Annotated in this window: 23 protein-coding genes and 1 pseudogene; 16 read left to right on the forward strand and 8 right to left on the reverse strand. The window is 72.6% G+C overall.

The features are described 5' to 3' along the window. Positions 1 to 73 precede the first annotated feature (73 nt). Entirely contained in the window at positions 74 to 1,435 is a 1,362-nt protein-coding gene (locus ACFWP3_RS03365; protein ID WP_384215724.1) for an MFS transporter, read from the reverse strand. A gap of 225 nt (positions 1,436 to 1,660) precedes the next feature. Here ACFWP3_RS03365 and ACFWP3_RS03370 point away from each other — a divergent pair, with 225 nt between their 5' ends. The 6 genes from ACFWP3_RS03370 (at position 1,661) to ACFWP3_RS03395 (ending at position 6,712) form a co-directional block, all read left to right on the forward strand. Further along, positions 1,661 to 2,758 (forward strand): PfkB family carbohydrate kinase, encoded by a 1,098-nt coding sequence (locus ACFWP3_RS03370; RefSeq protein WP_384215725.1) that lies wholly within the window; start codon positions 1,661 to 1,663, stop codon positions 2,756 to 2,758. Positions 2,759 to 2,956: 198 nt separating this feature from the next. After that, complete coding sequence (locus ACFWP3_RS03375) at positions 2,957 to 4,000, forward strand: PhoH family protein (RefSeq protein ID WP_384215726.1); 1,044 nt, start codon at positions 2,957 to 2,959, stop codon at positions 3,998 to 4,000. Between the two features lie 13 nt (positions 4,001 to 4,013). Then, positions 4,014 to 4,511, forward strand: coding sequence for an rRNA maturation RNase YbeY (gene ybeY, locus ACFWP3_RS03380; protein ID WP_362593749.1), 498 nt, complete (start codon positions 4,014 to 4,016; stop codon positions 4,509 to 4,511). Further along, positions 4,508 to 5,812, forward strand: coding sequence for a hemolysin family protein (locus tag ACFWP3_RS03385; protein ID WP_384215727.1), 1,305 nt, complete (start codon positions 4,508 to 4,510; stop codon positions 5,810 to 5,812). Before ybeY ends, ACFWP3_RS03385 begins: the two co-directional genes overlap by 4 nt. Beyond that, positions 5,809 to 6,171 carry an MmcQ/YjbR family DNA-binding protein gene (locus ACFWP3_RS03390; RefSeq protein ID WP_384215728.1) on the forward strand — a complete coding sequence of 121 codons (363 nt, stop codon included), beginning with the start codon at positions 5,809 to 5,811 and terminating at the stop codon, positions 6,169 to 6,171. The genes ACFWP3_RS03385 and ACFWP3_RS03390 overlap by 4 nt, the downstream gene beginning before the upstream one ends. Before the next feature lie 187 nt (positions 6,172 to 6,358). Then, positions 6,359 to 6,712, forward strand: coding sequence for a cytidine deaminase (locus tag ACFWP3_RS03395; RefSeq protein ID WP_384215729.1), 354 nt, complete (start codon positions 6,359 to 6,361; stop codon positions 6,710 to 6,712). Positions 6,713 to 6,739: 27 nt separating this feature from the next. Here the strand turns inward: ACFWP3_RS03395 and ACFWP3_RS03400 are convergent, their stop codons facing one another. Further along, positions 6,740 to 8,116, reverse strand: a complete 1,377-nt coding sequence (locus tag ACFWP3_RS03400; RefSeq protein WP_384215730.1) for an MFS transporter — start codon at positions 8,114 to 8,116, stop codon at positions 6,740 to 6,742. Positions 8,117 to 8,135: 19 nt separating this feature from the next. Between ACFWP3_RS03400 and ACFWP3_RS03405 the strand changes: the two genes are divergently transcribed. From ACFWP3_RS03405 to era, 4 genes and pseudogenes are all read left to right on the forward strand, one after another. Then, positions 8,136 to 9,182: a GlxA family transcriptional regulator gene (locus ACFWP3_RS03405; protein ID WP_384215731.1), complete on the forward strand. Its 1,047-nt coding sequence runs from the start codon at positions 8,136 to 8,138 to the stop codon at positions 9,180 to 9,182. 105 nt (positions 9,183 to 9,287) lie between these two features. Continuing rightward, complete coding sequence (locus ACFWP3_RS03410; RefSeq protein ID WP_384215906.1) at positions 9,288 to 10,583, forward strand: beta-xylosidase; 1,296 nt, start codon at positions 9,288 to 9,290, stop codon at positions 10,581 to 10,583. Positions 10,584 to 10,693: 110 nt separating this feature from the next. Further along, positions 10,694 to 11,005 (forward strand): annotated as a pseudogene (locus ACFWP3_RS03415) (WxL protein peptidoglycan domain-containing protein); the annotation flags it as partial. Between the two features lie 498 nt (positions 11,006 to 11,503). Continuing rightward, positions 11,504 to 12,454: a GTPase Era gene (gene era, locus ACFWP3_RS03420; protein ID WP_251064360.1), complete on the forward strand. Its 951-nt coding sequence runs from the start codon at positions 11,504 to 11,506 to the stop codon at positions 12,452 to 12,454. Between the two features lie 44 nt (positions 12,455 to 12,498). On the opposite strand, the gene ACFWP3_RS03425 is transcribed toward era, so the two are convergent. The 4 genes from ACFWP3_RS03425 to ACFWP3_RS03440 form a co-directional block, all read right to left on the reverse strand. Then, on the reverse strand, positions 12,499 to 13,152 hold the full coding sequence (locus ACFWP3_RS03425; protein WP_384215732.1) for a class I SAM-dependent methyltransferase: 654 nt from the start codon (positions 13,150 to 13,152) through the stop codon (positions 12,499 to 12,501). A gap of 125 nt (positions 13,153 to 13,277) precedes the next feature. Then, positions 13,278 to 14,111: a GNAT family N-acetyltransferase gene (locus ACFWP3_RS03430; RefSeq protein WP_384215733.1), complete on the reverse strand. Its 834-nt coding sequence runs from the start codon at positions 14,109 to 14,111 to the stop codon at positions 13,278 to 13,280. Positions 14,112 to 14,222: 111 nt separating this feature from the next. Continuing rightward, positions 14,223 to 14,495: a protealysin inhibitor emfourin gene (locus ACFWP3_RS03435; RefSeq protein ID WP_384215734.1), complete on the reverse strand. Its 273-nt coding sequence runs from the start codon at positions 14,493 to 14,495 to the stop codon at positions 14,223 to 14,225. 9 nt (positions 14,496 to 14,504) lie between these two features. Beyond that, positions 14,505 to 15,581, reverse strand: coding sequence for a M4 family metallopeptidase (locus tag ACFWP3_RS03440; RefSeq protein WP_384215735.1), 1,077 nt, complete (start codon positions 15,579 to 15,581; stop codon positions 14,505 to 14,507). A 364-nt stretch (positions 15,582 to 15,945) separates the two neighbouring features. Here ACFWP3_RS03440 and leuA point away from each other — a divergent pair, with 364 nt between their 5' ends. Beyond that, positions 15,946 to 17,709, forward strand: coding sequence for a 2-isopropylmalate synthase (gene leuA / locus ACFWP3_RS03445; RefSeq protein WP_384215736.1), 1,764 nt, complete (start codon positions 15,946 to 15,948; stop codon positions 17,707 to 17,709). Between the two features lie 116 nt (positions 17,710 to 17,825). Here leuA and ACFWP3_RS03450 read toward each other — a convergent pair whose 3' ends face one another. Beyond that, positions 17,826 to 18,584 carry an SDR family NAD(P)-dependent oxidoreductase gene (locus tag ACFWP3_RS03450; protein ID WP_384215737.1) on the reverse strand — a complete coding sequence of 253 codons (759 nt, stop codon included), beginning with the start codon at positions 18,582 to 18,584 and terminating at the stop codon, positions 17,826 to 17,828. Between the two features lie 169 nt (positions 18,585 to 18,753). Here ACFWP3_RS03450 and ACFWP3_RS03455 point away from each other — a divergent pair, with 169 nt between their 5' ends. The 5 genes from ACFWP3_RS03455 (at position 18,754) to ACFWP3_RS03475 (ending at position 23,744) form a co-directional block, all read left to right on the forward strand. Next, positions 18,754 to 19,449, forward strand: a complete 696-nt coding sequence (locus ACFWP3_RS03455) for a TerB family tellurite resistance protein (protein ID WP_384215738.1) — start codon at positions 18,754 to 18,756, stop codon at positions 19,447 to 19,449. 530 nt (positions 19,450 to 19,979) lie between these two features. After that, positions 19,980 to 21,485 (forward strand): nucleobase:cation symporter-2 family protein, encoded by a 1,506-nt coding sequence (locus ACFWP3_RS03460; RefSeq protein WP_384215739.1) that lies wholly within the window; start codon positions 19,980 to 19,982, stop codon positions 21,483 to 21,485. Positions 21,486 to 21,566: 81 nt separating this feature from the next. Then, positions 21,567 to 22,313 carry a DNA repair protein RecO gene (gene recO / locus ACFWP3_RS03465; protein WP_384215740.1) on the forward strand — a complete coding sequence of 249 codons (747 nt, stop codon included), beginning with the start codon at positions 21,567 to 21,569 and terminating at the stop codon, positions 22,311 to 22,313. A gap of 11 nt (positions 22,314 to 22,324) precedes the next feature. After that, a complete protein-coding gene (locus ACFWP3_RS03470) occupies positions 22,325 to 23,152 on the forward strand; it encodes an isoprenyl transferase (protein WP_384215741.1) in 828 nt (275 codons plus the stop codon). Positions 23,153 to 23,177: 25 nt separating this feature from the next. Then, entirely contained in the window at positions 23,178 to 23,744 is a 567-nt protein-coding gene (locus tag ACFWP3_RS03475; RefSeq protein WP_384215742.1) for a YcxB family protein, read from the forward strand. On the opposite strand, the gene ACFWP3_RS03480 is transcribed toward ACFWP3_RS03475, so the two are convergent. Beyond that, complete coding sequence (locus tag ACFWP3_RS03480) at positions 23,741 to 24,169, reverse strand: Fur family transcriptional regulator (protein ID WP_384215743.1); 429 nt, start codon at positions 24,167 to 24,169, stop codon at positions 23,741 to 23,743. The two genes, ACFWP3_RS03475 and ACFWP3_RS03480, sit on opposite strands and share 4 nt — an antisense overlap. Between the last annotated feature and the right edge of the window lie 5 nt (positions 24,170 to 24,174).

Genomic DNA, 24,174 nt, shown 5'->3' on the forward strand with positions numbered 1-24,174 from the left:
TTGAGGCGCGGGGTTTGGGGCGGAGCCCCAAGGTCTTTGAGCCGCGCCGGAGTCCGCGTGCCCCGCGCAGCGGCTACAGGCGGGTTCGGGTGCGGGTGCGGCGGAGGGAGGCCGGGGCCGGGAGCAGCACGCGCAGCGGCCGGCGGCGGAGCGGGATCTCGGTGACCTCGAGCTCCGCGGCCCCGACGCGCGGGACCGTGCCCGACGGGGCGCCCGCGCCGGCGGCGAGCACGGCCGCCGCGGCGCCACCGCGCCGGCGGACGGAGCCGGGGGTCAGCGGACGCCCGCCCGCGTGCAGCGCCACGGCGGCCATCGGCCCGGCCACGGCCAGCAGCAGCGACCCCAGCACCAGGCCCATGCCCGGGAAGCCCGCCGCCTCCGCGAGCAGGCTGCCGGTGACCGGCCCGCAGGCCACGCCCAGCGAGGACGCCGACCCGGCCAGCACCGCCCACCGGCCGCGCGGGTCCAGGGCCGCCGCGAGGCCGATCGCGTACGAGAGCACGACCGGGTAGAGCGCGTTCCACAGGATCTCCCCGCCGGCGAAGCCCGCGAGGTCCCGGGCGGACGAGGACACCACCACGCAGCAGGCGATCACGGCCGTCCCGGCGCCGATCGGGACCGCCCGGCCCAGCCGGGAGCCCAGCGCGGAGGCGGCCGTGACCCCGAGCAGGCCCGCGCCCAGCGCCGCGGCGAAGACGACGCCGAGGGTGACCTCCGAGAGGCCCGCCTGCTGGACGCCGATCCGGCCGCTGACCCCCCACAGGGCGTTCTGCGCGAGCGACCACAGCATCAGGGAGCCGGCCAGGACCACCCCGGCGCGCGGGTACGGGAGGCGGCCCGGGGCGACCCCGGTCACCGCGGGCGCCGAGGAGCCGCCGAGGCGTCCCGCGGCGGGCCAGACCAGCGCCGCGACCAGTGCGATGGCGGCGAACGGCAGCCCGTGGCCGCCCCCGAGCCGGGGCAGCGTCAGGTACAGCGCCCCGGCGGTCGCCGACACCGACAACAGGCCCAGCGCGGAGGCCCGGTGCGGATCGCGCTGCCCGGCGATGCCCGCTGCGGCCACGGCGGTGGCCGTGCCGGAGCCGAAGCCGCCGACCACCGCGCCCGCGACGACCAGCGGCAGCAGCGAGGCCGCCGCGGCCGTGCCGTAGCCCGCGACGGCCAGCAGCAGCCCGATCCGGGCCAGGCGCCGGGGCCCGTGCCGGCCGATGCGGGAGGCCAGGGTGAAACCGGCCGCGGCGGAGCCGAGCAGCAGGGCGCTGCCGATCAGACCGGCCTGCGCGGGGCTCAGCGGCAGGTGGGCGTCGAGCCGTCCGACGACGGTCGGCAGGAGGTACGGGGCGAGGTACCCGGCGGTGAAGAGGGCCACCAGAGGCCATGCGGCGGGCGGCTCGGCGGCCGGCTCGGAGAGCGGCGCGGGGGTGCGGTCGGGCACGTGCGTTCCAGGTGGTGCGGGTGATGCGTGGCGTCGTCGCAGAGTGAGCGGGGCCCATGTTTATCAAGTGGCCCGACAGCAGGAAAAGAGCATTCCTGTAGTGATCTGCGACACACTGGGTTTGGCCTCGTGCGGGCCGGGCATGGCTGGCATCTTTCCACCGAAAACCATCGCACCGAAAACGCTCCGGAAGAAACGACCCTTCAAGCCAACGGGGAGTACACCGTGACCAGTCGGGAGAATGTCGACAGCCTCGCGGCGGCGGTGGACCCGCTCGGTCCGCTGCGCAACCCGCAGGAGCCCGCCTGCGACGTCTTCCTGACCGGCACGGTCTTCCTCGACATCATCTTCACCGGCCTCGACTCCGCCCCGGTGCGCGGTACGGAGTCCTGGGCGCGCGGCATGGGATCCAGCCCCGGCGGCGTCGCCAACATGGCCACCGCCCTGGCCCGCCTCGGCCTGCGCACCTCGCTCGCCGCGGCGTTCGGCGACGACCACTACGGCGAGTACTGCTGGGACGCCCTCGAACAGGGCGAGGGCATCGACCTGTCCATGTCGCGGACGATCCCCGGCTGGCACAGCCCCGTCACCGTCTCGATGGCCTACGAGGGCGAGCGCACGATGGTCTCGCACGGGCACGAGGCACCCCCGCCGGCCGGCCCCGGCCCCTTCCCGCAGTGCCCGCCGCGGGCCCGGGCGGCCGTGGCGGCGCTGGGTCCCGGCCGGGGCGAGCCGTGGATCGGGGAGGCGGCCCGGCGCGGCGCGCGGGTCTTCGCGGACGTGGGCTGGGACGAGAGCGGGCGGTGGGACCTGGGGGACCTGGCCGACCTGGCGCACTGCGAGGCCTTCCTGCCGAACGCGGGCGAGGCCATGCGGTACACGCGGACCGACTGTCCGCGCGCGGCCGCCCGGGCGCTGGCCGAGCGGGTGCCGATCGCGGTGGTGACGATGGGCCCGGAGGGCTCGTACGCGGTGGACGGGCGGACGGGCGAGACGGCCCACGTCCCGGGGATCACGGTCGACGAGCTGGACCCGACCGGGGCGGGCGACGTGTACGTGGCGGGCTTCGTCACCGGCACCCTGGCGGGCTGGCCGCTCGTGGACCGCCTCGCCTTCGCGGGGCTGACGGCGGCCCTGTCGGTCCAGGAGTTCGGCGGCTCCCTCTCGGCCCCCGGCTGGCCCGAGGTGGCGCACTGGTGGCGGACGGCCCCGGCCGAGCTGCGCGGCCGCTACGCCTTCCTGGACGAGCTGATCCCGCACGCCGGGGCCCCGGCCGCCCGGCGCCGGGCGGTGCCCACCATCGGCTTCCGGCACTCCGCCTGAGTGGCGCCGGCCGCGCGGCTCCCGGCCGCCCTGCCGGCCCGGCACCCGGCGCCGCGGCCGGCAGGCGCCCGGGCCGGTGGAATGCCGGTGGAAAACCTCTCGGGGATGCCCCGGAGGCGACGTACGCTTGGTATTCCGGAGGTCGTCGATCGGCGCGGCCCCTCAGCGGGAGGTATGCGCAGGCCACAGTGCCGGCCCATGACTCAGACACCGACAGCCCACATCCCAGCGCCGGGCCAGGCGCGAGCCCACTTCACCGTTCCGGCCACGCACCCGATGGTGACGGTGCTCGGTTCCGGTGACGCCCTGTTGCGCGTGATCGAGAAGGCCTTCCCGAAGGCCGACATCCATGTTCGGGGCAACCAGGTGAGCGCGATCGGGGCGGCGGCGGAAGTCGCTCTGATCCAACGCCTGTTCGACGAGATGATGCTGGTGCTCCGCACCGGGCAGCCGATGACGGAGGACGCAGTGGAACGCTCGATCGCCATGCTCAAGGCGAGCGGCAACGGCAAGGAGGGCGGCCCGGAGGAGACTCCCGCCGAGGTGCTCACCCAGAACATCCTCTCCAGCCGGGGCCGCACCATCCGGCCCAAGACCCTCAACCAGAAGCGGTACGTCGACGCCATCGACAAGAACACGATCGTGTTCGGCATCGGCCCCGCGGGTACGGGCAAGACCTACCTCGCCATGGCGAAGGCGGTCCAGGCCCTGCAGTCCAAGCAGGTCAGCCGGATCATCCTGACCCGGCCCGCCGTCGAGGCGGGGGAGCGGCTCGGCTTCCTGCCGGGCACGCTCTTCGACAAGATCGACCCGTACCTGCGCCCGCTCTACGACGCGCTGCACGACATGCTGGACCCCGACTCGATCCCGCGGCTCATGGCCGCCGGGACCATCGAGGTGGCCCCGCTGGCGTACATGCGCGGCCGCACCCTCAACGAGGCGTTCGTCGTCCTCGACGAGGCGCAGAACACGAGCCCGGAGCAGATGAAGATGTTCCTGACCCGGCTCGGGTTCGATTCGAAGATCGTCATCACGGGTGACATCACCCAGGTCGACCTTCCGGGCGGCACCAAGAGCGGTCTGCGCCAGGTCCAGTCGATCCTCGAAGGGGTTCCGGACATCCACTTCTCGCGGCTCACGTCCGAGGATGTCGTCCGCCACAAGCTGGTCGGCCGTATCGTCGACGCGTACGAGAAGTACGACGAGAGCCAGCAGGCCGCGAACGGCCTCCAGCGGAAGTAGAACCCAGCGCACCATGTCGATCGACGTCAACAACGAGTCCGGAACCGAGGTCGACGAGCAGGCGATCCTCGACATCGCCCGCTACGCGCTCACCCGGATGCGGATCCACCCGCTCTCGGAGCTCTCCGTCATCGTCATCGACGAGGACGCCATGGAGCAGCTCCACATCCAGTGGATGGACCTGCCCGGACCCACCGACGTCATGTCCTTCCCGATGGACGAGCTCCGTCCGCCGGCGAAGGACGACGAGGAGCCCCCGCAGGGGCTCCTCGGTGACATCGTGCTCTGCCCCGAGGTCGCCAAGAAGCAGGGCGAGGACGCCCCGACGCAGCACTCCATGGACGAGGAGCTCCAGCTCCTGACCGTCCACGGGGTGCTGCACCTGCTCGGGTACGACCACGAGGAGCCCGACGAGAAGGCCGAGATGTTCGGCCTCCAGGCGGCCATCGTCGACGGCTGGCGTGCCGAGCGCGGCATGACCGGTCCGTCCCCGGCGCCCACCGTCTCGTGAACGCCCCGCAACTGATCACCGGCGCCGTCCTGCTGGTGGTCGTGGCCTGGTTCGCGGCGTGCGCCGAGTCCGGGATCGCCCGCATCTCGAGCTTCCGTGCCGAGCAGGCCGTACGGGAGGGCCGGCGCGGCAGCGAGAAGCTCGCACAGGTTGCCGGCGACCCCACCCGCTACCTCAATGTGGCCCTGCTGGTCAGGGTCACCTGCGAGATGGCGGCCGGCGTCCTCGTCACCTACGTATGCCTCGGCGAGTTCGGGGAGACCTGGACCGCGCTGCTCGTGGCCATCGGGGTCATGGTGCTGGTCTCCTTCGTGGCCGTGGGCGTGTCCCCGCGCACGATCGGCCGCCAGCACCCGCTGAACACCGCGACGGCGGCCGCGTACGTCCTCGTACCGCTCGCGCGGGTGATGGGGCCGATCCCGCAGCTGCTGATCCTCATCGGCAACGCGCTCACGCCCGGGAAGGGCTTCCGCAAGGGGCCGTTCGCCTCCGAGGCCGAGCTGCGCGCGATGGTGGACCTGGCGGAGCGGGAATCGCTGATCGAGGACGACGAGCGCCGCATGGTGCACCAGGTCTTCGAGCTGGGCGACACCCTGGTGCGCGAGGTGATGGTGCCGCGCACCGACCTGGTGTGCATCGAGCGGTACAAGACGGTCCGTCAGGCGACCACGCTCGCGCTGCGCTCCGGCTTCTCGCGCATCCCGGTGACCGGGGAGAACGAGGACGACATCGTCGGGATCGTCTACCTGAAGGACCTGGTCCGCAAGACCCACATCAGCCGGGAGGCGGAGTCCGACCTGGTCTCCACGGTCATGCGGTCGGCGGTCTTCGTGCCGGACACCAAGAACGCGGGCGACCTGCTGCGCGAGATGCAGCAGGTGCGCAACCACGTGGCCGTCGTCATCGACGAGTACGGCGGCACGGCGGGGATCGTCACGATCGAGGACATCCTGGAGGAGATCGTCGGGGAGATCACCGACGAGTACGACCGGGAGCTCCCGCCGGTCGAGGACCTGGGCGAGGACCGCTACCGGGTCACGGCGCGCCTCGACATCACCGACCTCGGCGAGCTGTTCAAGGTCGAGGCCTTCGACGACGAGGACGTGGAGACGGTCGGCGGCCTGCTGGCGAAGGCGCTGGGCCGGGTGCCGATCGCGGGCGCCTCGGCGCTGGTCGAGCTGCCGGACGGGCGTCCGCTGCGGCTGACGGCCGAGTCCCCGGCCGGACGGCGGAACAAGATCGTGACGGTGCTGGTGGAACCGGTGGCCGCGGCGGAGGCCGCGGCGGAGGAGGGGGAATGACCCCGGCTCAGCTGCGGGAGTTCTGTCTCGGCTTCAACGCGGCGGTGGAGGAGTTCCCGTTCACCCCGGAGACCTCGGTGTTCAAGGTGCTGGGCAAGGTGTTCGCGCTCACGGCGCTGGACGCGGAGCCGCTGAAGGTCAACCTCAAGTGCGAGCCGGAGCTGGCGGTACGGCTGCGCGCGGAGCACGAGGCGATCGTGCCCGGCTACCACATGAACAAGCGGCACTGGAACACGGTGACCGTGGGCGGGCCGGGCGGCCTGCCGGACGCGCTGGTCCGCGAGCTCGTGGAGGACTCCTACGACCTGGTCGTGGCGGGGCTGCCGAGGGCGGAGCGGCTGCGGCTCGACCGGCCTTGACGCGCCCCGGCGGGGCGAAAAGGATCAAGGACGAAGGTCACTGGGTCTCGGGACCTTCGGATCACAGGAACCTCTTATTCCACACTTAGGTTTGTCCCTGGGTCAGGGGGGATCGGGGGAGCGGAGGGGAGAGCGTCTGGGCGGGGGCGTGGTACGGCCCCGCCCAGACGCTCCATATGCTTCGCCCATGACCGACATCACCGGGATCGACCCCGAGGACAGCAAGATCATCACGCTGGCGCGCAGCGCCCGGGCCCGCAACGGGGTGCCCGAGGGCGCGGCGGTGCGCGACGAGACGGGCCGCACCTACGTGGCCGGCACGGTCGAGCTCGACTCCCTGAAGCTGAGCGCGCTGCAGACCGCCGTCGCGATGGCCGTGGCGAGCGGGGCCCGCTCGCTCGAGGCCGCCGCCGTCGTCAGCTCCGCCGACGCCCCGGCCGACGCCGACCGCGCGGCCGTCCGCGACCTGGGCGGCCCCGACACCCCGGTGCTGCTCGCGGGCCCGGACGGCACCCTGAAGTCCACCACCCCCGCGGGCTGACGGCCCGGGGTCCCGCGCTCCGGGGTACTACGCTCCGGGATCCTGCGCTCCGGCCGGGGCGACTGTCGCGGCCGGAGCCGGACGGCGCCGGATCACCATCGACATCAGCGCCGCCATCGCGCACAGCGCTCCCGAGGCGTACCAGACGACGTCGTACGAGCCGAAGACGTCCCGGGCCAGGCCGCCCAGGAAGGCGACGACCGCCGCGCCCACCTGGTGCGAGGCCAGCACCCAGCCGAAGACGATCGCCCCGTCCTCGCCGTAGTGCTCGCGGCACAGGGCGATGGTCGGCGGGACGGTGGCGACCCAGTCCAGGCCGTAGAAGACGATGAAGAAGATCATCGGCGGGTGTACGGACGGGGCCAGCAGCATCGGCAGGAAGAGCAGCGAGACACCGCGCAGGGCGTAGTAGACCGCCAGCAGCCGCCGCGCCTCGAAGCGGTCGGTGAACCAGCCCGACGCCACGGTGCCGATGACGTCGAAGACGCCGATCACCGCCAGCAGTCCGGCCGCCGCCGTCACCGGCATGCCGTGGTCGTGGGCCGCCGGCACGAAGTGGGTCTTGACCAGGCCGTTCGTGGAGGCCCCGCAGATCGCGAAGGTGCCCGCCAGTAGCCAGAACGGACCGGTCCTGGCCGCCTTGGACAGCACGGTGAGCGCCCTTCGGGCGGCGCCCGGCACCGGGGCGGGCTTCGGGGCGTACGTGCCCCCGTACGGGGCCAGGCCCACGTCCGCCGGGTGGTCGCGCAGCAGCAGCCACACGAAGGGGACCACGGCGAGCGCGGTGAGGGAGACGGTGACCGCCGCCGGTCGCCAGCCGTGGTCCTCCACCAGCCAGGACAGCAGCGGCAGGAAGACCAGCTGGCCCGAGGCCCCGGCGGCCGTCAGGATTCCGGTGACCAGGCCGCGCCGGGCGGTGAACCACCGGTTGGTGACCGTCGCCGCGAAGGCCAGGGCCATCGACCCGCTGCCCAGGCCCACCAGGACCCCCCAGAACAGCACCAGCTGCCAGGCGGCGGTCATCCACACCGTGGCGACCGAGCCGCCGGCGATGACCAGCAGGGCCAGCGCCACGACCCGGCGGATGCCGAAACGGTCCATCAGCGCCGCCGCGAAGGGCGCGGTGAGCCCGTACAGCGCGAGGTTGACCGAGACGGCGAACCCGATCGTGCCGCGCGACCAGTCGAACTCCTCGTGCAGCGGCTCGATGAGCAGCCCGGGCAGGGAGGCGAAGGCGGCGGAGCCGATGATCGTCACGAAGGCGACGGCCGCGACGAACCAGGCGCGGTGGACGCGCCCGGCCTGCCGGGGAGTGTGCGGGGTGGCCGTGGAGGCGGCGGCGGTCTGTGTCACCCCGACAGCTTCCGGCCACGGGATCACCGACGACAGTGGCCTGACTGTCATGCTTCGATATGATCGGGCCATGGAGCCGCAAGCCCCGCCCCACCGCGTCGTCGTACTCGCCCTCGCCGGGCTGCTGCCCTTCGAGCTCGGCATCCCGCACCGGATCTTCGGCCGCGCCAAGGATCCCGCCGGACGGCCCCTCTACACGATCCTGACCTGCGGGCTCGCCCCCGGCCCGGTGCCGACCGACGCCGACTTCGCGATCCACGTCGAGCACGGCCCGGAGCTGCTGGCCACCGCCGACACCGTGGTCGTGCCGGCCTCGTACGAACTCGGGCCGGTCCACGAGCACGGCCGGCTGACCGAGCAGCTGGCCGCGGCCCTCGCGCACATCCGGCCGGGCACCCGGCTCGTCTCCATCTGCACCGGCGGCTACGTGCTCGCCGCCGCCGGGTACCTCGACGGCCGCCGGGCCACCACCCACTGGGCCTCCGCCGAGCACTTCCAGGCCCTGTTCCCGGCCGTCCGGGTCGACCCGGACGTGCTCTACACCGACGACGGGGACGTGCTCACCTCGGCCGGCGTCGCCGCCGGGATCGACCTGTGCCTGCACATCGTGCGCCGCGACCACGGCGCGGCCGTCGCGAACGAGGTGGCCCGGCGGACCGTCGTACCGCCGCACCGGGACGGCGGGCAGGCGCAGTTCATCGAGCGCCCGATGCCGGAGCCGCAGCTCGCCAGCACCGCGGCGGTCCGCGCCTGGGTGCTGGACCGGCTGCACGAACCGCTGCGCCTGACCGACCTGGCCCGTCAGGAGGCCGTGTCCGTACGGACCTTCACCCGCCGCTTCCGGGAGGAGTCGGGGGTCAGCCCCGGCCAGTGGATCCTCGGCCAGCGGGTGGAGCGGGCCCGGCGGCTGCTGGAGCGGACGGAACTGCCGATGGAGCAGGTGGCGCGGGAGGCGGGCTTCGGGACGGCGCAGTCGCTGCGCAAGCACGTGCAGGCGGCGCTGGGGGTGAGTCCGACGGCCTACCGGCGCACGTTCCGCGAGGCGGGCGGCGCGCCGTCCGTCCCGTCCCTGCCATCTCCTGATGGGCCATCAGTTGATGCCGGGCCCGCGCATTGACTTCTTCCGCCGCCCGCTCGTGAATGGCCCCCTGTCGGGGCGACGGAACCCAGGGGGCGGGCAGTGCGAACAGGGGCGCGCAGCAGGTGGTCGGCGGCCGTGGGCATGGCCGTACTCGCCGCCGCGGCCGGGGGCGCGCTGAGCGCACCGGCGGCCGCCGAGGACGCCGGGCCGGCCGTCGGACTGCCGGGGCAGGTGGAGTTCCCGACCCAGTGCCTGCCGCCGCAGGAGGCCGGACTCCCGCCCGCCGACGGGCCGACCGCCGCCCGGATCAGCGTCGACGACCCGGCGCCGCAGGTCGGCGACACCGTCACCGTGACCTACCAGGTGGTCGCCACCCCCGCCGTCAACCCGGCCGGCGGCGAACTGCCCGCGGACGCACTGACCCCGACCGGGCGGGTCCTCCTCGCGGGCGCCCAGAGCGGCGAGGTCACGGTGGTCGGGGTGCAGCGCAACCCCGTGGTTCCGGCAGGCGCGTCCCTGCCCGCCGTCACCATGACGGGCACCTTCACCGTCACCGCGCCCGGCGAGATCACCCTGGCCCCCGGCCCCTACACCCTGCACACCGGCCACCCGCTCGACCTCGACACCGTGTGCACGCCCGCGGCCGCCGCCCCCGTCGCCGAGCGCCTCACCGCGACCCCGCTGCCCACGGCCAACCTCCGGCACGTCCTGCTCGGCTCCGCCCACGGGAAGCCCGGCGACAAGGTCAAGGTCACCGCCGCCGGATTCACCCCCGGCGCCACCGTCACGGTCGCCGGACGGGCCGGCGCCGCCGAGACCGCCGACCGGGTGGCCGCCACCGCGGACGAACTCGGCACGCTCCTGGCGGAGCTGCCGGTCACCGACAAGGCCACCACGGCGGTCGTCGCCTACGAGGGCGCGGCCTGGTCGTCCGGGCACGGCTCGGGCCCGGCCGCGTATGCCGTCATCGACCCCGCCCCGCCGCCCGGCACGCAGAAGCTCACCGCCACCGTCGAGCCGGGCGCCCTCGGCATGACCCAGGCCGGCCAGGAGATCGCCCTGGGCGCCGTGGCCTACGGAGACGGCGGGGCCGCGCCCGGCCGGATCGGGACCGTCACCGTCAAGGACGCCCGCGGCGGCCCGGCCGGCTGGTCCCTGACTGGCAAGGTCACCGACTTCACCGGCCCCGGCGGGATCCGCATCCCCGGCGCCTCCCTCTCCTGGACCCCCTCGTGCACCGCCGAGGCGGGCAGTCCGAGCCCCTGTACGGCGGGCAGCGCGGGCGCGGTCGGACCGGAGGGGGCGGTGCTGGCCTCCACCCCCGACGCGGCGCTGGTCGGCGGCACCTTCACGGTCGACGCCACGGTCAGCCTCCAGGTCCCGCGGTACACCCCGCCCGGCGCGTACTCGGCGGTCCTGACCCTGACGCTGTCGTGAAGGGGGCCGGCGGGGCCTGGACCCGCGCGGCGGCGGCCGTGGCCGTGCTCGCCGCCGTCCTCCTCGCCCCCGCCGGGACGGCCGGCGCCGCGGACAACGGCCAGTGGTCCGTGCTCCCCGCCGCCAACACCGTCGGCCAGCGGCCCTACTTCTACCTCGCCGCCGCCCCCGGCCAGTCCGCCACCGACTCCGTGACCGTCGCCAACCGCACCGACCGCCCGCGCACCTTCCGGCTCTACGCCGCCGACGCCTACAACACCCCCCGGGACGGGGGGTTCGCCGTCCGCGGCCCCGAGGAGCCGCGGCTGGCCGCCGCCGCGTGGGCGAAGCTCGACCGGGAGCGGGTCACCGTACCGGCCCGGGCCTCGGTCAGCGTCGCCTTCACGCTCACCGTCCCCGACCGGGCGGAACCGGGCGACCACCCCGGAGCCATCGTCGCCCTGGAGGACCGGCCCGCCGCCACGGCCCAGGGCATCGGCGTCCAGCAGGCCGTCGCGGCCCGCGTGTACCTGCGGGTGACCGGCCCCACCGCACCCGCCCTCGTCGTCCGGGACGTCTCCGTCCACCGGGAGGGCTCCGGCGCGCGGGTCGCCTACACGCTCCACAACATCGGCAATGTCACCCTGCGCCCGCGCGCCGCCCTCACCGCCGCCGGAGCCCTCGGCCGTCCGCTGGCCGGCCGGCCCCTCACCGGGCTGCCCGCCGAACTGCTGCCCGGCCAGGAAGTCCGGCTGCACGCCCGCTGGGAGGACCCGCCCGCCGCGGAACACGCGGAGGTGACGGTGCGCGCGGCGGACGGCGGAACCACAGCTCAGGGCCGCGCCGCCTACGCCGCACACCCCTTCCTCGGCACCCTCCTCGCGGGCGGGACGCTGCTCGCCGCCACGGCCTGGTCGGCGCTGGGGGCCGCATCGGGGAGAATGGCCCGTATGAGCGATCGTTCCCCCGAGTCCACCAGCCCGCACCGTGCGGGCTTCGCCTGCTTCGTCGGCCGCCCCAACGCGGGCAAGTCGACCCTCACCAACGCACTCGTGGGCACCAAGGTCGCGATCACCTCCAACCGGCCGCAGACCACCCGCCACACCGTCCGCGGCATCGTGCACCGCCCCGACGCCCAGCTCGTCCTCGTGGACACGCCCGGCCTGCACAAGCCGCGCACGCTGCTCGGCGAGCGCCTCAACGACGTCGTGCGCACCACCTGGGCCGAGGTCGACGTCATCGGCTTCTGCCTGCCCGCCGACCAGAAGCTCGGCCCCGGCGACAAGTTCATCGCCAAGGAGCTCGCGGGGATCAAGAAGACCCCCAAGATCGCCATCATCACCAAGACCGACCTGGTCGAGTCCAAGGTCGTGGGCGAGCAGCTGATCGCCGTCCACCAGCTCGCCGAGGAGCTGGGCTTCGAGTGGGCCGAGATCGTGCCCGTCTCGGCCGTCGGCGACAGCCAGGTCCAGCTGCTGGCCGACCTGATCGCGCCGCTGCTGCCGGAGAGCCCGCCGCTGTACCCGGAGGGCGACCTCACGGACGAGCCCGAGATGGTCATGGTCGCCGAGCTGATCCGCGAGGCCGCGCTGGAGGGCGTGCGCGACGAGCTCCCGCACTCCATCGCCGTGGTCGTCGAGGAGATGATCCCGCGGGAGAACCGCCCGGCGGACCGGCCGCTGCTCGACATCCACGCCAACGTCTACATCGAGCGGCCGAGCCAGAAGGGCATCATCATCGGCCCGAAGGGCGCCCGGCTGAAGGAGGTCGGGATGAAGTCGCGCAAGCACATCGAGGCGCTGCTCGGGACCCCGGTCTTCCTCGACCTCCACGTGAAGGTCGCCAAGGACTGGCAGCGGGACCCCAAGCAGCTGCGCAAGCTGGGCTTCTGACCGAAGCGTCCGCCGGCGCCCGCGCCCAGGCCGTCTCCTTCGACCTAGCGCAGCCGGCGGACCTTCAGCGCGTTGTCCGGGCGGCTGCCGGGCCGGCCGTCGGGGTCGGTCATGGGGTGGACGTACTCCTCGGCGAGCAGGACCTCCCAGCCGCCCTCGGGCAGTTCCAGCTGCGCCAGCACCTGCTCCGGCGTCGGGAAGTCGATGTCCGCGTGCTTGTCCGGGTCCCACGAGGGCCCGCCCGCGTGGCCGGCGATCAGCAGCACCCCGCCGGGGGCCACGGCTGCGGTGGCCGTGCGCAGGATCCGCTCGCGGGGGAAGTCCCCGTACGAGTGCAGGAAGCACGCCGAGACCAGGTCGAACTCCCCGGCGGGGAAGGATTTCGCGAGGTCGTGCCGCTCCCACGCGGTGCGGTCGGCGAGCTCCGCCTCCTCGGCGTGCCGCGCCGCCCGCTCCAGGGCGACCCCGGAGATGTCGGTGCCGGTGACGTGCCAGCCCCGGCGGGCCAGCCACACCGCGTCGGCCCCTTCGCCGCAGCCGATGTCGAGGGCGCGGCCCGGAGTGAGATCCGAGGCCTCGCGGACCAGGACCGCATTGGGCTTGCCGCTCCAGATGCGGTCGCTCTCGCGGTAGCGGGCGTCCCAGAACTCCTCGCCGGCGGCGGGTTCCTGCTGGTGGCGGTGGTGGTGTTCGGACATGGGGGCCTCTTCCATGGGGGTCCCCCAGCGGTGGCCGGGGGAGGGTCTGCCGATACGGCCGATGCTGCGCCGATACCATCCGGACGGGCAAATATCCTTGCCGTTCCGGCAAACCCGCCGGTCCGTCAGGCGGACGGCTCCGCGATCAGCGCCGTGGCCACGCGCCGGAAGCCGGCGCGTCCGTACACGCGGGCCACGTCCTCGTCCCCCGCGGACAGGAAGACCGTACGGGCGCCGCGCTCGAGCGCCCGCGCGACCAGGGCCGCCGTGACCCCGAGGGCCAGGCCCTGGCGGCGGGCCGACGGCAGCGTGCCCACGCCCACCACCTCGGCCACGTCCCCCACCGGGTTGTACTGGCCCGCGCACAGCACCACGCCGTCCCGTACGGCCGCCGCCACGGCGGTACGGCCCGATGTGATCATTCCGGCCACCCGGGCCCGGCGCTCCGCCGCGTCCGGATCGGCCAGTGCCGCCGCCAGCTGCTCCGGCCCCGCCTCGCCCACGGCCGTCCCGGGAGCCGCGAAGGCCAGCGCCGGGACCGTCACCGCCGCCGTGAGCAGCGGATCGTCCGCGTCGAGCAGCCGTACGTCCCGATGCGCGGGGGCCGCTGCCGCCGCCGGATCCAGGACCATCAGCGGATGCGCGTGGACGTGCAGCCCCGCCGCTTCCACGGCGGCCCGCAGCGAGGGGGTGGTTTCGGCCACCCACTCGAAGGACTCGGGGACCTTCAGCTCCCGCTGCCGGGCCAGCACCCGCTCCACGTCGGCGGCCCCGGCCGGGCCCGCGCCGGGTCCGGCGCCGCCGAGCGCGGGCCGCGCGTAGTACTGCCAGCCCGCGCCCTCCTGGACGAACAGGGTCAGCGGCCCGAAGTCCTCGGCCCGCGCCCCGCCCACCCGCGGAACCGTGTCGTAGTAGCGCTCCAGCTCGGACAGCATCGGATCGGTCATGTGGTCGGTCATCCGGCCATCCAAGCAAAGCGGCGCCGCCCGGGCACCCGGGTTACCGCGCCCCTGCCCGGGCCCGCCCGGGCGCCCTTCCGCCCGGCGCCTTGCCGCCCGGCGCCATCCCGCTCAGGCGCCTTCCTTCAGGATCCGCGAGACGAGCGCCCGCTGGGCGTCCGACAGGTTCGGCTCCTGGCAGGACACCGTCCGTCCGTCCACCGTGATCCGGTACGAGAACCCGTCCCGCACCGGTCCGCCGCCCCCAGGCCCGGCGGGCGCGGGCCGCAGCGCCAGCTGGGCCAGGGCCCGCCACTCGGCCTCGTCCGGCCGGCCCGAGGTGTCCACCTCGGCCCGGCGCTCGATGCCCGCGAAACCGCCCGTCCTGATCACTTCGATGCGCATGGGGACCCTCTACCCGCCCAGCGGCACGCCCACCGTCGACCACGCCTTCTGCAGGGCCTGGTGCTCCGCGCCCCCGTCCCCGAACCGGCGCACGGCCGCCGCCGCCGACAGCCGGGCGAAGTCCGCGAAGTCGGCGTCGGCCGCCAGCTCCCCGCCGGTCAGGGTGTCGTACCAGATCTGCCCCGCCCGCTCCCAGGCCTTGCCGCCCAGCTCCGTCGCCAGCAGGTAGAAGGCGTGGTTGGGGATGCCGGAGTTGATGTGCACGCCGCCGTTGTCGCGGGAGGTCCGCACATAGTCGTCCATCGTGGCGGGCTGCGGGTCCTTGCCGAGCTCGTCGTCCTCGTACGCGGTCCCCGGCGCCTTCATCGACCGCAGGGCCTGGCCGCTGTCGACGGCCGGCCCCAGCAGCCCGGCACCGATCAGCCAGTCGGCCTGCTCCGCCGTCTGCTCCAGCGAGTACTGCTTGATCAGCGATCCGAACACGTCGGACATCGACTCGTTCAGCGCTCCGGACTGCCCGTAGTACTCGAGGTTCGCCGTGTACTGGGTGACTCCGTGGGTCAGTTCGTGGCCGATGACGTCGAGCGACACCGTGAAGTCGAGGAACAGGTCCCCGTCCCCGTCGCCGAAGACCATCTGCTGACCGTCCCAGAAGGCGTTGTTGTAGTCCTCGCCGTAGTGGACGGTCGCGTCCAGGGCCAGTCCGGCATCGTCGATCGAGTGCCGGCCGAACCCCTTCAGGAAGAGCTCGAAGGTCGCGCCCAGCCCGGCGTACGCACGGTTGACCGTGGCGTCCTGGCCGGCGGGGTCGCCCTCCGCGCGCACCTTCGTGCCGGGCAGCCGGGTGCGGTGCTGCGCGTCGTAGATCGTGCGGTCCGGGTCGTCGGAAGCGACCGCGCCCACGGCGGAGGCGACCCCCTGGACGGTGGTGACCCGGCGGCGGGTGCGCAGGAGGGAGTCGCGCTCGAGGGTGTTCAGGGCGGCCCGGGCGCGCCGGGGGTCCTCGGAGCGGGCGATCCGGTCGAGGAGGTGCGGGGGCACGACCGTGCAGAAGACGGGGTGGCGGGGGGTACGGGAGGCATCCATGCCCGGCAATGTGGCAGTGGGTCATGACGCTGTCACTAGCCGCGACCATGATTCATTCAGTTGTCTGAAAGGGGCGGCGGAGGGTTGACGGATCGAACCGACTTTACGTAACGAAAGAGTCTTAGCTCACATAGGGTACAAATCGGACCCCCGGGTCTTGCATACTGAAACAGGTCCTCGCGTTACGGCGCGGCTCGGCTAGGCTCGGCCCATCATGCGTATCGGGCTGCTTCTCCTTAGCTGCCGCGGCGAGGGTCTGTAGTCGTAGGCCGGCCCCCTCCCCGCGGAGTTTGGTGTTGCGGTTTTTGCGACCGCCGTCGGCCGTCCCAGCGAACTACCGCGGACACGCGAGGAGCCCCACGCCATGAGCCAGCAGCCTTTCATCGGTCGCCCCACGCCCATCACGAACGCGACCCACTCCCAGAAGCCCTCCGGGATGCCGATCCACAAGTACGGCCGGTACGAGCAGGTGGACATCCCGGACCGCACCTGGCCGGACGCCCGCGTCACCAAGGCTCCCCGCTGGCTCTCCACCGACCTGCGCGACGGCAACCAGTCGCTGATCGACCCGATGACCCCCGCCCGCAAGCGCGAGATGTTCGACCTGCTGGTGCGCATGGGCTACAAGGAGATCGAGGTCGGCTTCCCCTCCTCCGGCGAGACCGACTTCGCCTTCGTGCGCTCCATCATCGAAGAGGGCGCGATCCCGGACGACGTCACCATCTCCGTACTGACCCAGGCCCGCGAGGACCTGATCGAGCGGACCGTGGAGTCCCTGGTCGGCGCCAGGCGCGCCACCGTGCACCTGTACAACGCGACCGCCCCGACCTTCCGCCGCGTGGTCTTCCGCGGTTCGAAGGAGCAGATCAAGCAGATCGCCGTCGACGGCACCCGCCTGGTCATGGAGTACGCGGACAAGCTGCTGGGCCCCGAGACCACCTTCGGCTACCAGTACAGCCCGGAGATCTTCACCGACACCGAGCTGGACTTCGCCCTGGAGGTCTGCGAGGCCGTCTGCGACGTCTGGCAGCCGTCCGAGGGCCGCGAGATCATCCTGAACCTGCCCGCCACCGTGGAGCGCTCGACGCCCTCCACCCACGCGGACCGCTTCGAGTGGATGTCCCGCAACCTGACCCGCCGCGAGCACGTCTGCATCTCCGTGCACCCGCACAACGACCGGGGCACCGCCGTCGCCGCCGCCGAGCTGGCCCTGATGGCCGGCGCCGACCGCATCGAGGGCTGCCTGTTCGGCCAGGGCGAGCGCACCGGCAACGTGGACCTGATCACCCTGGGCATGAACCTCTTCTCCCAGGGCATCGACCCGCAGATCGACTTCTCGCAGATCGACGAGATCCGCCGCACCAGCGAGTACTGCAACCAGGTGGAGGTCCACCCGCGCCACCCCTACGCGGGCGACCTGGTCTACACCGCCTTCTCCGGCTCCCACCAGGACGCCATCAAGAAGGGCTTCGACGCCATGGAGGCCGACGCGGCCGCCCAGGGCAAGACGGTCGACGACATCGAGTGGGCGGTCCCGTACCTGCCGATCGACCCGAACGACGTCGGCCGCTCCTACGAGGCGGTCATCCGGGTCAACTCGCAGTCCGGCAAGGGCGGCATCGCGTACGTCCTGAAGAACGACCACAAGCTGGACCTGCCGCGCCGCATGCAGATCGAGTTCTCCCGGATCATTCAGGCCAAGACCGACTCCGAGGGCGGAGAGGTCACGCCGAAGGCGATCTGGTCGGTCTTCGAGGACGAGTACCTGCCCAACCCCGAGAATCCGTGGGGCCGCATCCAGCTGCGCTCCGGTTCGACCGCCACCGACAAGGACGGCACGGACACGCTGACCGTCGAAGCGGTCGTGGACGGCGTGGAGACGGTCCTGAACGGCACCGGCAACGGCCCGATCTCGGCCTTCTTCGACGCGCTGGCCGGCATCGGGGTCGACGCCCGCCTGCTGGACTACACCGAGCACACGATGAGCGAGGGCGCCTCCGCCGTCGCCGCCTCGTACATCGAGTGCGCGATCGACGGCCGGGTCCTGTGGGGCATCGGCATCGACGCCAACACCACCCGCGCCTCCCTGAAGGCGGTCATCTCCGCCGTCAACCGCGCGGGCCGCTGATCCCCCGTACGTGGACCGCTGACGTAAGCGAACCCCGTTCCTCCCTCCGGAGGGGCGGGGTTCCGCCGTTCCCTGCCCTGCCGTTCCCTGCCCTGCCCCGCCCCGCTTCGCCGGCCTCAGCGGGCGAGGTAGCCGCCGTCCACCGGCAGGATCGCGCCCGTGACGAACGAGGCCGCGTCGGAGGCCAGGAAGGCGATGACCCGGGCCACCTCCTCCGGCTCGCCGAGCCGGCCCATCGGATGGGCCCCCGCCATCTCCTCCAGGTACTCCGGCCCGCCCGGCTCGTCCGCCAGCGCGATCACCCGCTCCGTACGGATGGTGCCGGGGGCCACCGCGTTGACGCGGATCCCGCGCGCTGCCCACTCCACCGCGAGGTGCTTGGTCAGCCCCGACGCCACGAACTTCGCGGGCCCGTACGCCGCCTGCCGGGCCTGCCCGGCCACCCCCGAGATCGACGAGACGCAGACCAGCGCCCCGCCGGGCCGCGGCTGGGCGGTCATCGCCTCGATGGCGTACTTGCAGGTCAGGAACATCCCCCGGCCGTCGACGGCCATGACGTGGTCCCAGTCCTCGGGGCTGGTCTCCCGTACGTCCGACAGGGGGAGCACCCCGGCGTTCGCCACGGCGACGTCGAGCCGCCCGTACGCGCCGACCGCGGCGGCGACCATCGCGCGGTTGGCGTCCGGATCGGAGACGTCACCGGTGGCGACGGTGATCTCGTGGCCCTCTTCGGCCAGTCGGGTACGCAGGGCCTCCAGGCCGGGGGCGTTGACATCGGCCGCGGTCACCCGGCCCCCGGAGCGGGCCAGCAGCAGGGCGGTGGCGCGTCCGATGCCGCTCGCGGCGCCGGTCACCAGACAGGACTTGTCGTTCATGCGGCCGAGGGTAGGGAAAACCGGGAGGCGGCGGGGGAGGGCGGGGGCGCAGATCGGCCAAGTCCGCCTCCCGCGACATGTTGTCTTGTCACACGACTGACGCATCCTCACTGATGTGGCTAACATCACGCCAACCGGCGATGCTGCCGGATGGTGACGGAGGTGCGACGTGCTGCCAGTTCGGGGTGGGGACGGCCGGAAGCTGACGGTCTGGGGCATCCGTACCACCTGGAGCACCGTGGGCGACGGGGAGTTCTTCTGCCCCGCCTGCGGTGGGGACCGCAACTACCGCCGGCGGACCGGGCGCCGCCGCTTCACCGTCCTCGGCGTGCCGCTGCTGCCGCGCGGCAGCGCCGGGCCGATCGTCGAGTGCCAGGGCTGCCGCGAGCGCTTCGCCACCGAGGTCCTGGACCATCTCACCACCACCCGCTTCACCGCCATGCTGCGCGACGCCGTGCACACCGTGGCGCTGGCCGTGCTCGCCGCGGGCGGGACGGGCTCGCGCAGCGCGCTGGAGGCCGCCGTGGGCGCCGTACGCGGTGCGGGCTTCCAGGAGTGCACCGAGGAGCAGCTGGAGTCCCTCGTGGAGGCCCTGTCCGCCGACGAGGGGCGGCTCGGGCTGTACGACGTCCCGGAGTGCTGCGGGGCCGCGCTGTCGATCGAGCTGCACGAGGCCCTGGAGCCGCTGGCCCCGCACCTGGCGGGCCCCGGCCGCGAGTCGATCCTGCTCCAGGGCGCGCGGATCGCGCTCTCGGACGGCCCCTACCTGCCCGCCGAGCGCGAGGTGCTCTCCACCGTCGGGGCGGCGCTGCGCATCGACGCGGACGAGGTGGCCCGGCTCCTGTCGGCTGTCCGCGCGCCGTAGCCGCCGTCCGCGGAACGGCCCGAAACGGGCTCGTCATGCGTAACGATCCGGCCACGCGGGGCCGATTCCAAGAATTTCACAGGTCCGTTGAACCGCGGAGCCGATCGCTCCGTGCCCGGACCGTCCACCCCTTGGACTGCCGGAGCGGACCCTTCGAGTTTGCCCGTCCGCATCCAGGTGAGGGATGTAAGCGCAGGTCACCCCGGAGGGGCTTCGCAGTCGTGCAGCGGGAACGGCCCCTTGCCTGAGGCTTCCCCTGTACGCCTCCGCCCTGTGCTGCACCACTGGAGAAACCTACAGATCTGGCCGCCGGTAGCGTCAACAGTTTGTGGAAGTCGACGATATCTGTGAGGCCCTTCACAGGCGTTCAATTCCGGTCACACGACAAGAGGCCACCGTCAACACACCGGGGCTTCGATCCACGTGAACGCACTGACAACCCTGGCGGATCAACGGGTTAGCGACCCACTTCGCCCAGGGATAACCAGATCTCCTCTCACTTACCTCACCTCTTGAAGGGCAAGGCAGAGATGGCACGTGTCGCCGCCCGGCTTTCCGGCAAAGGACAGCAGAGCACGCACCCGGTCGACGAGGTGCTCCCCCTCCCGAAGCTCGCGCTGTACGGCTTCCAGCACGTACTCGCGTTCTACGCCGGTGCGGTGATCGTTCCGATCATCGTCGGCAACGCGCTGAAGCTGAGCCCTGAACAGCTGGTCTACCTGATCAACGCGGACCTCCTCACCTGCGGTATCGCGTCGATCATCCAGGCCTGGGGGATCGGCCGGATCGGCGCGCGGCTGCCGCTGATCCAGGGCGTGACCTTCACCGCCGTCTCCCCGATGATCGCCATCGGACTCGGCGCGGGCGGCGGAACGGCCGCACTGCTGGTCATCTACGGCGCGGTCATCACCGCGGGCATCGCGACCTTCGCGTTCGCCTGGCTGCCCGCGAAGGCCTTCCGGACGGTCATGCGGCTGTTCCCGCCCGTCGTCACCGGCACCGTGATCACCGTCCTGGGCATCGTCCTGATCCCGGTCGGCCTCAACGACGCGGCGGGCGGCCTCGGCAGCCCCGACTTCGGCGACCCGAAGAACTTCGCGTACGCCGGCGGCACGATGCTCTTCATCCTCGTCCTGATGAAGATCGGCAGGCCGTTCGTCTCCAGCATCTCCATCCTCCTCGGCCTGGTCGGCGGCACCGCGGTCGCGTTCCTCCTCGGGGACGCGAAGTTCGGCGACGTCGGCAAGTCCGACTGGATCGGCATCACCACCCCCTTCCACTTCGGCGTCCCGAAGTTCGAGTGGTTCCCGATCGTGCTGATGCTGATCGTCATGCTGATCACCATGGTCGAGACGACCGGTGACACGTACGCGGTCGGCGACATCGTCGGCAAGGACGTCGACAGCGAGACCGTGGCCCGCGCCCTGCGTGCCGACGGCGCCGCGACCGCACTCGGCGGTGTCCTCAACTCCTTCCCGTACGTCGCCTTCGCCGAGAACGTCGGCCTGGTGCGGATGACCAAGGTCAAGAGCCGGTTCGTGGTCGTGGCCGCCGGTGTCTTCATGATCATCCTGGGTCTGCTGCCCAAGGCCGCCGCGATCGTCGCCGCCGTCCCGCACGGGGTCCTCGGCGGCGCCGCCACCGTCATGTTCGCCATGGTCGCCCTCGCCGGTATCCAGACCCTGGCCAAGGTGGACCTGAAGGAGGAGAAGAACGCGCTGATCGTGGGCGTCTCGCTGGCCTTCGCCCTGCTCCCCGCGACCGTCCCGGTCTTCTTCACCAAGTACATGGACCCGGACCTGTCCTCGCTCCTCAACAGTGGTGTCACCCTCGGTGCCACGGCCGCCATCGTCCTCAACCTGATCTTCAACGGCCTGGCCAAGGACGAAGTCCCGGCCGTCCCCGCGGTCGGGCTGCCCGCCCAGCCGACGGCGGCCCCGGCGGAGGCCGAGAAGGCCGACCAGGGCGAGAAGGCCGAGCAGGCCGGCAACGCCAAGGCCGAGAAGGCCGACGGGGCGCAGACCCCGGCCTCCTGATCCTCCCAAGGGGTGCTGGCCCCCCGCCCGGACTCCGGGCGGGGGGCCATCGCTGTCCGCGGTGCGGGTGACAATGGGCGCATGAGTCTGTTCCGCGACGACGGCATCGTGCTGCGCACCCAGAAGCTGGGTGAGGCGGACCGCATCATCACGCTGCTCACCCGCGGCCACGGCCGGGTACGGGCCGTCGCCCGCGGCGTGCGGCGCACCAAGTCCAAGTTCGGCGCCGGGCTGGAACCTTTCTCCCACGCCGACGTGCAGTTCTTCGCCCGCGGCAACGAGCTCATCGGGCGCAGCCTGCCGCTCTGCACCCAGACCGAGATCATCGCCCCCTACGGCAACGGCATCGTCACCGACTACGCCCGCTACACGGCCGGCACCGCCATGCTGGAGACCGCCGAGCGGTTCGCCGAGAACGAGGGCGAGCCCGCCGTACAGCAGTACCTGCTGCTCGTCGGCGCCCTGCGCACGCTCTCGCGCGGCGAACACGAACCCCACCTCATCCTCGACGCGTTCCTGCTGCGCTCCCTCGCCGTCAACGGCTACGCGCCCAGCTTCGACGACTGCGCGAAGTGCGGGATCCACGGCCCCAACCGGCACTTCTCCGTCGCCGCGGGCGGAGTGATATGCGGGGACTGCCGGGTGCCGGGCAGCGTCGTACCCTCGTCGGAGGCCATCGCCCTGCTCAGCGCCCTGCTGACGGGCGACTGGAAGCATGCCGACGCGTGCGAGGCGCGTCACGTGCGGGAGGGCAGCGGGCTGGTCTCCGCCTATCTGCACTGGCATCTGGAGCGCGGGCTACGCTCCCTGCGATACGTCGAGAAATAGGAGCTGGGCACATGGCACGACGCGGGATTCTGGGACGCTCTCGCCGCGAGTACAAGGTTCCCGAGCCGCACCCGTCCGGTGAGCGCCCGCCGAAGATCCCCGGTGAGCTCGTCCCGAACCACGTCGCGGTCGTCATGGACGGCAACGGCCGCTGGGCCAAGGAGCGCGGCCTGCCGCGCACCGAGGGCCACAAGGTCGGCGAGGGCGTCGTGCTCGACGTGCTCAAGGGCTGCCTGGAGATGGGCGTCAAGAACCTCTCCCTGTACGCCTTCTCGACGGAGAACTGGAAGCGCTCGCCCGACGAGGTCCGCTTCCTGATGAACTTCAACCGCGACGTCATCCGCCGCCGCCGCGACGAGATGAACGAGCTCGGCATCCGGATCCGCTGGGTGGGCCGCATGCCCAAGATGTGGAAGTCGGTCGTCCAGGAGCTCCAGGTGGCCCAGGAGCAGACCGTCGACAACGACGCGATGACCCTGTACTTCTGCGTCAACTACGGCGGCCGCGCGGAGATCGCGGACGCGGCGCAGGCCATCGCCCGCGATGTGGCGGCAGGCAGGCTGGACCCGTCGAAGGTCAACGAGAAGACCTTCGCCAAGTACATGTACTACCCGGACATGCCGGACGTGGACCTGTTCCTGCGCCCGAGCGGCGAGCAGCGCACGTCCAACTACCTGCTCTGGCAGAGCGCGTACGCCGAGATGGTCTTCCAGGACGTGCTGTGGCCGGACTTCGACCGCCGCAACCTGTGGCAGGCCTGCCTGGAGTACGCCCAGCGCGACCGCCGCTTCGGCGGCGCCGTCCCCAACCAGCCCGAGGCCCCCGGCGCGACCGGCTGAAAACGGCCCCTTAGGATCCCCGTCCATGGACACCACGGGCGGGGATCCGCTGTACCGGATACACGAGGCGGCGACGGCGGGGCAGGCCGTCGAGCTCCACTACACGCCGACGACGGCGGACATGGCCGAGGCGCTGCGCGCCCGCAACAGGACCCCCGCCGGCCGCCGTCAGCGCCGGCCCTACGTCCTGCTGAGCCTGCTGGGTCCGGTCCTGGCCACCGTGCTGATCGTGCGGGACGGCGGGACGACGCCCGTGACGACGGGGCTGCTCGCCGGGGTCGTGTTCGGCTGGGCGTACCTGCTCTTCGGCCACCGGATGATGGCCCGGGCCTTCCGGGGCGTGCTGGAGACGGCGGGCGACTGCACGGCGGTCGTCGACGAGCACGGGGTGGCCGTCACCGGATCCCGGTCCTCCACGCACCACGCGTGGACCGCCCTGGCCCACTACGCGCAGACCCCGGCGCACTTCGCGCTGTTCTCCGGTGACCGGCAGGCGGCCACGGTGACGGTGCTGCCCGTGCGCGGCCTCGCCGATCCCGCGGACGCGGACCGGCTGCGGGCGATCCTGGACCGCAACCTGACGCGGGTCTAGGCGGCGGCCGCGCAGTCGGCGCAGGTGCCGAAGATCTCCACGGTGTGGGCCACGTTCACGAAGCCGTGCTCGGCCGCGATGGACTCGGCCCACTTCTCCACGGCCGGGCCCTCCACCTCCACCGCCTTGCCGCACTTGCGGCAGACCAGGTGGTGGTGGTGGTCCCCGGTGGAGCAGCGCCGGTAGACCGACTCGCCGTCGCTGGTGCGCAGGACGTCGACCTCGCCGGCGTCCGCGAGCGACTGGAGCGTGCGGTACACCGTGGTCAGGCCCACGGAATCGCCACGGTGCTTGAGCATGTCGTGGAGTTCCTGGGCACTGCGGAACTCGTCCACCTCGTCCAGCGCCGCCGCCACGGCGGCCCGCTGCCGGGTGGATCGTCCTCGTACTGGCGCGGCATTCGTCTCGCCAGGCGCAGTCGCCACCGGTT

The sequence above is a fragment of the Streptomyces sp. NPDC058525 genome, from assembly GCF_042719495.1.
Classification (GTDB): domain Bacteria; phylum Actinomycetota; class Actinomycetes; order Streptomycetales; family Streptomycetaceae; genus Streptomyces.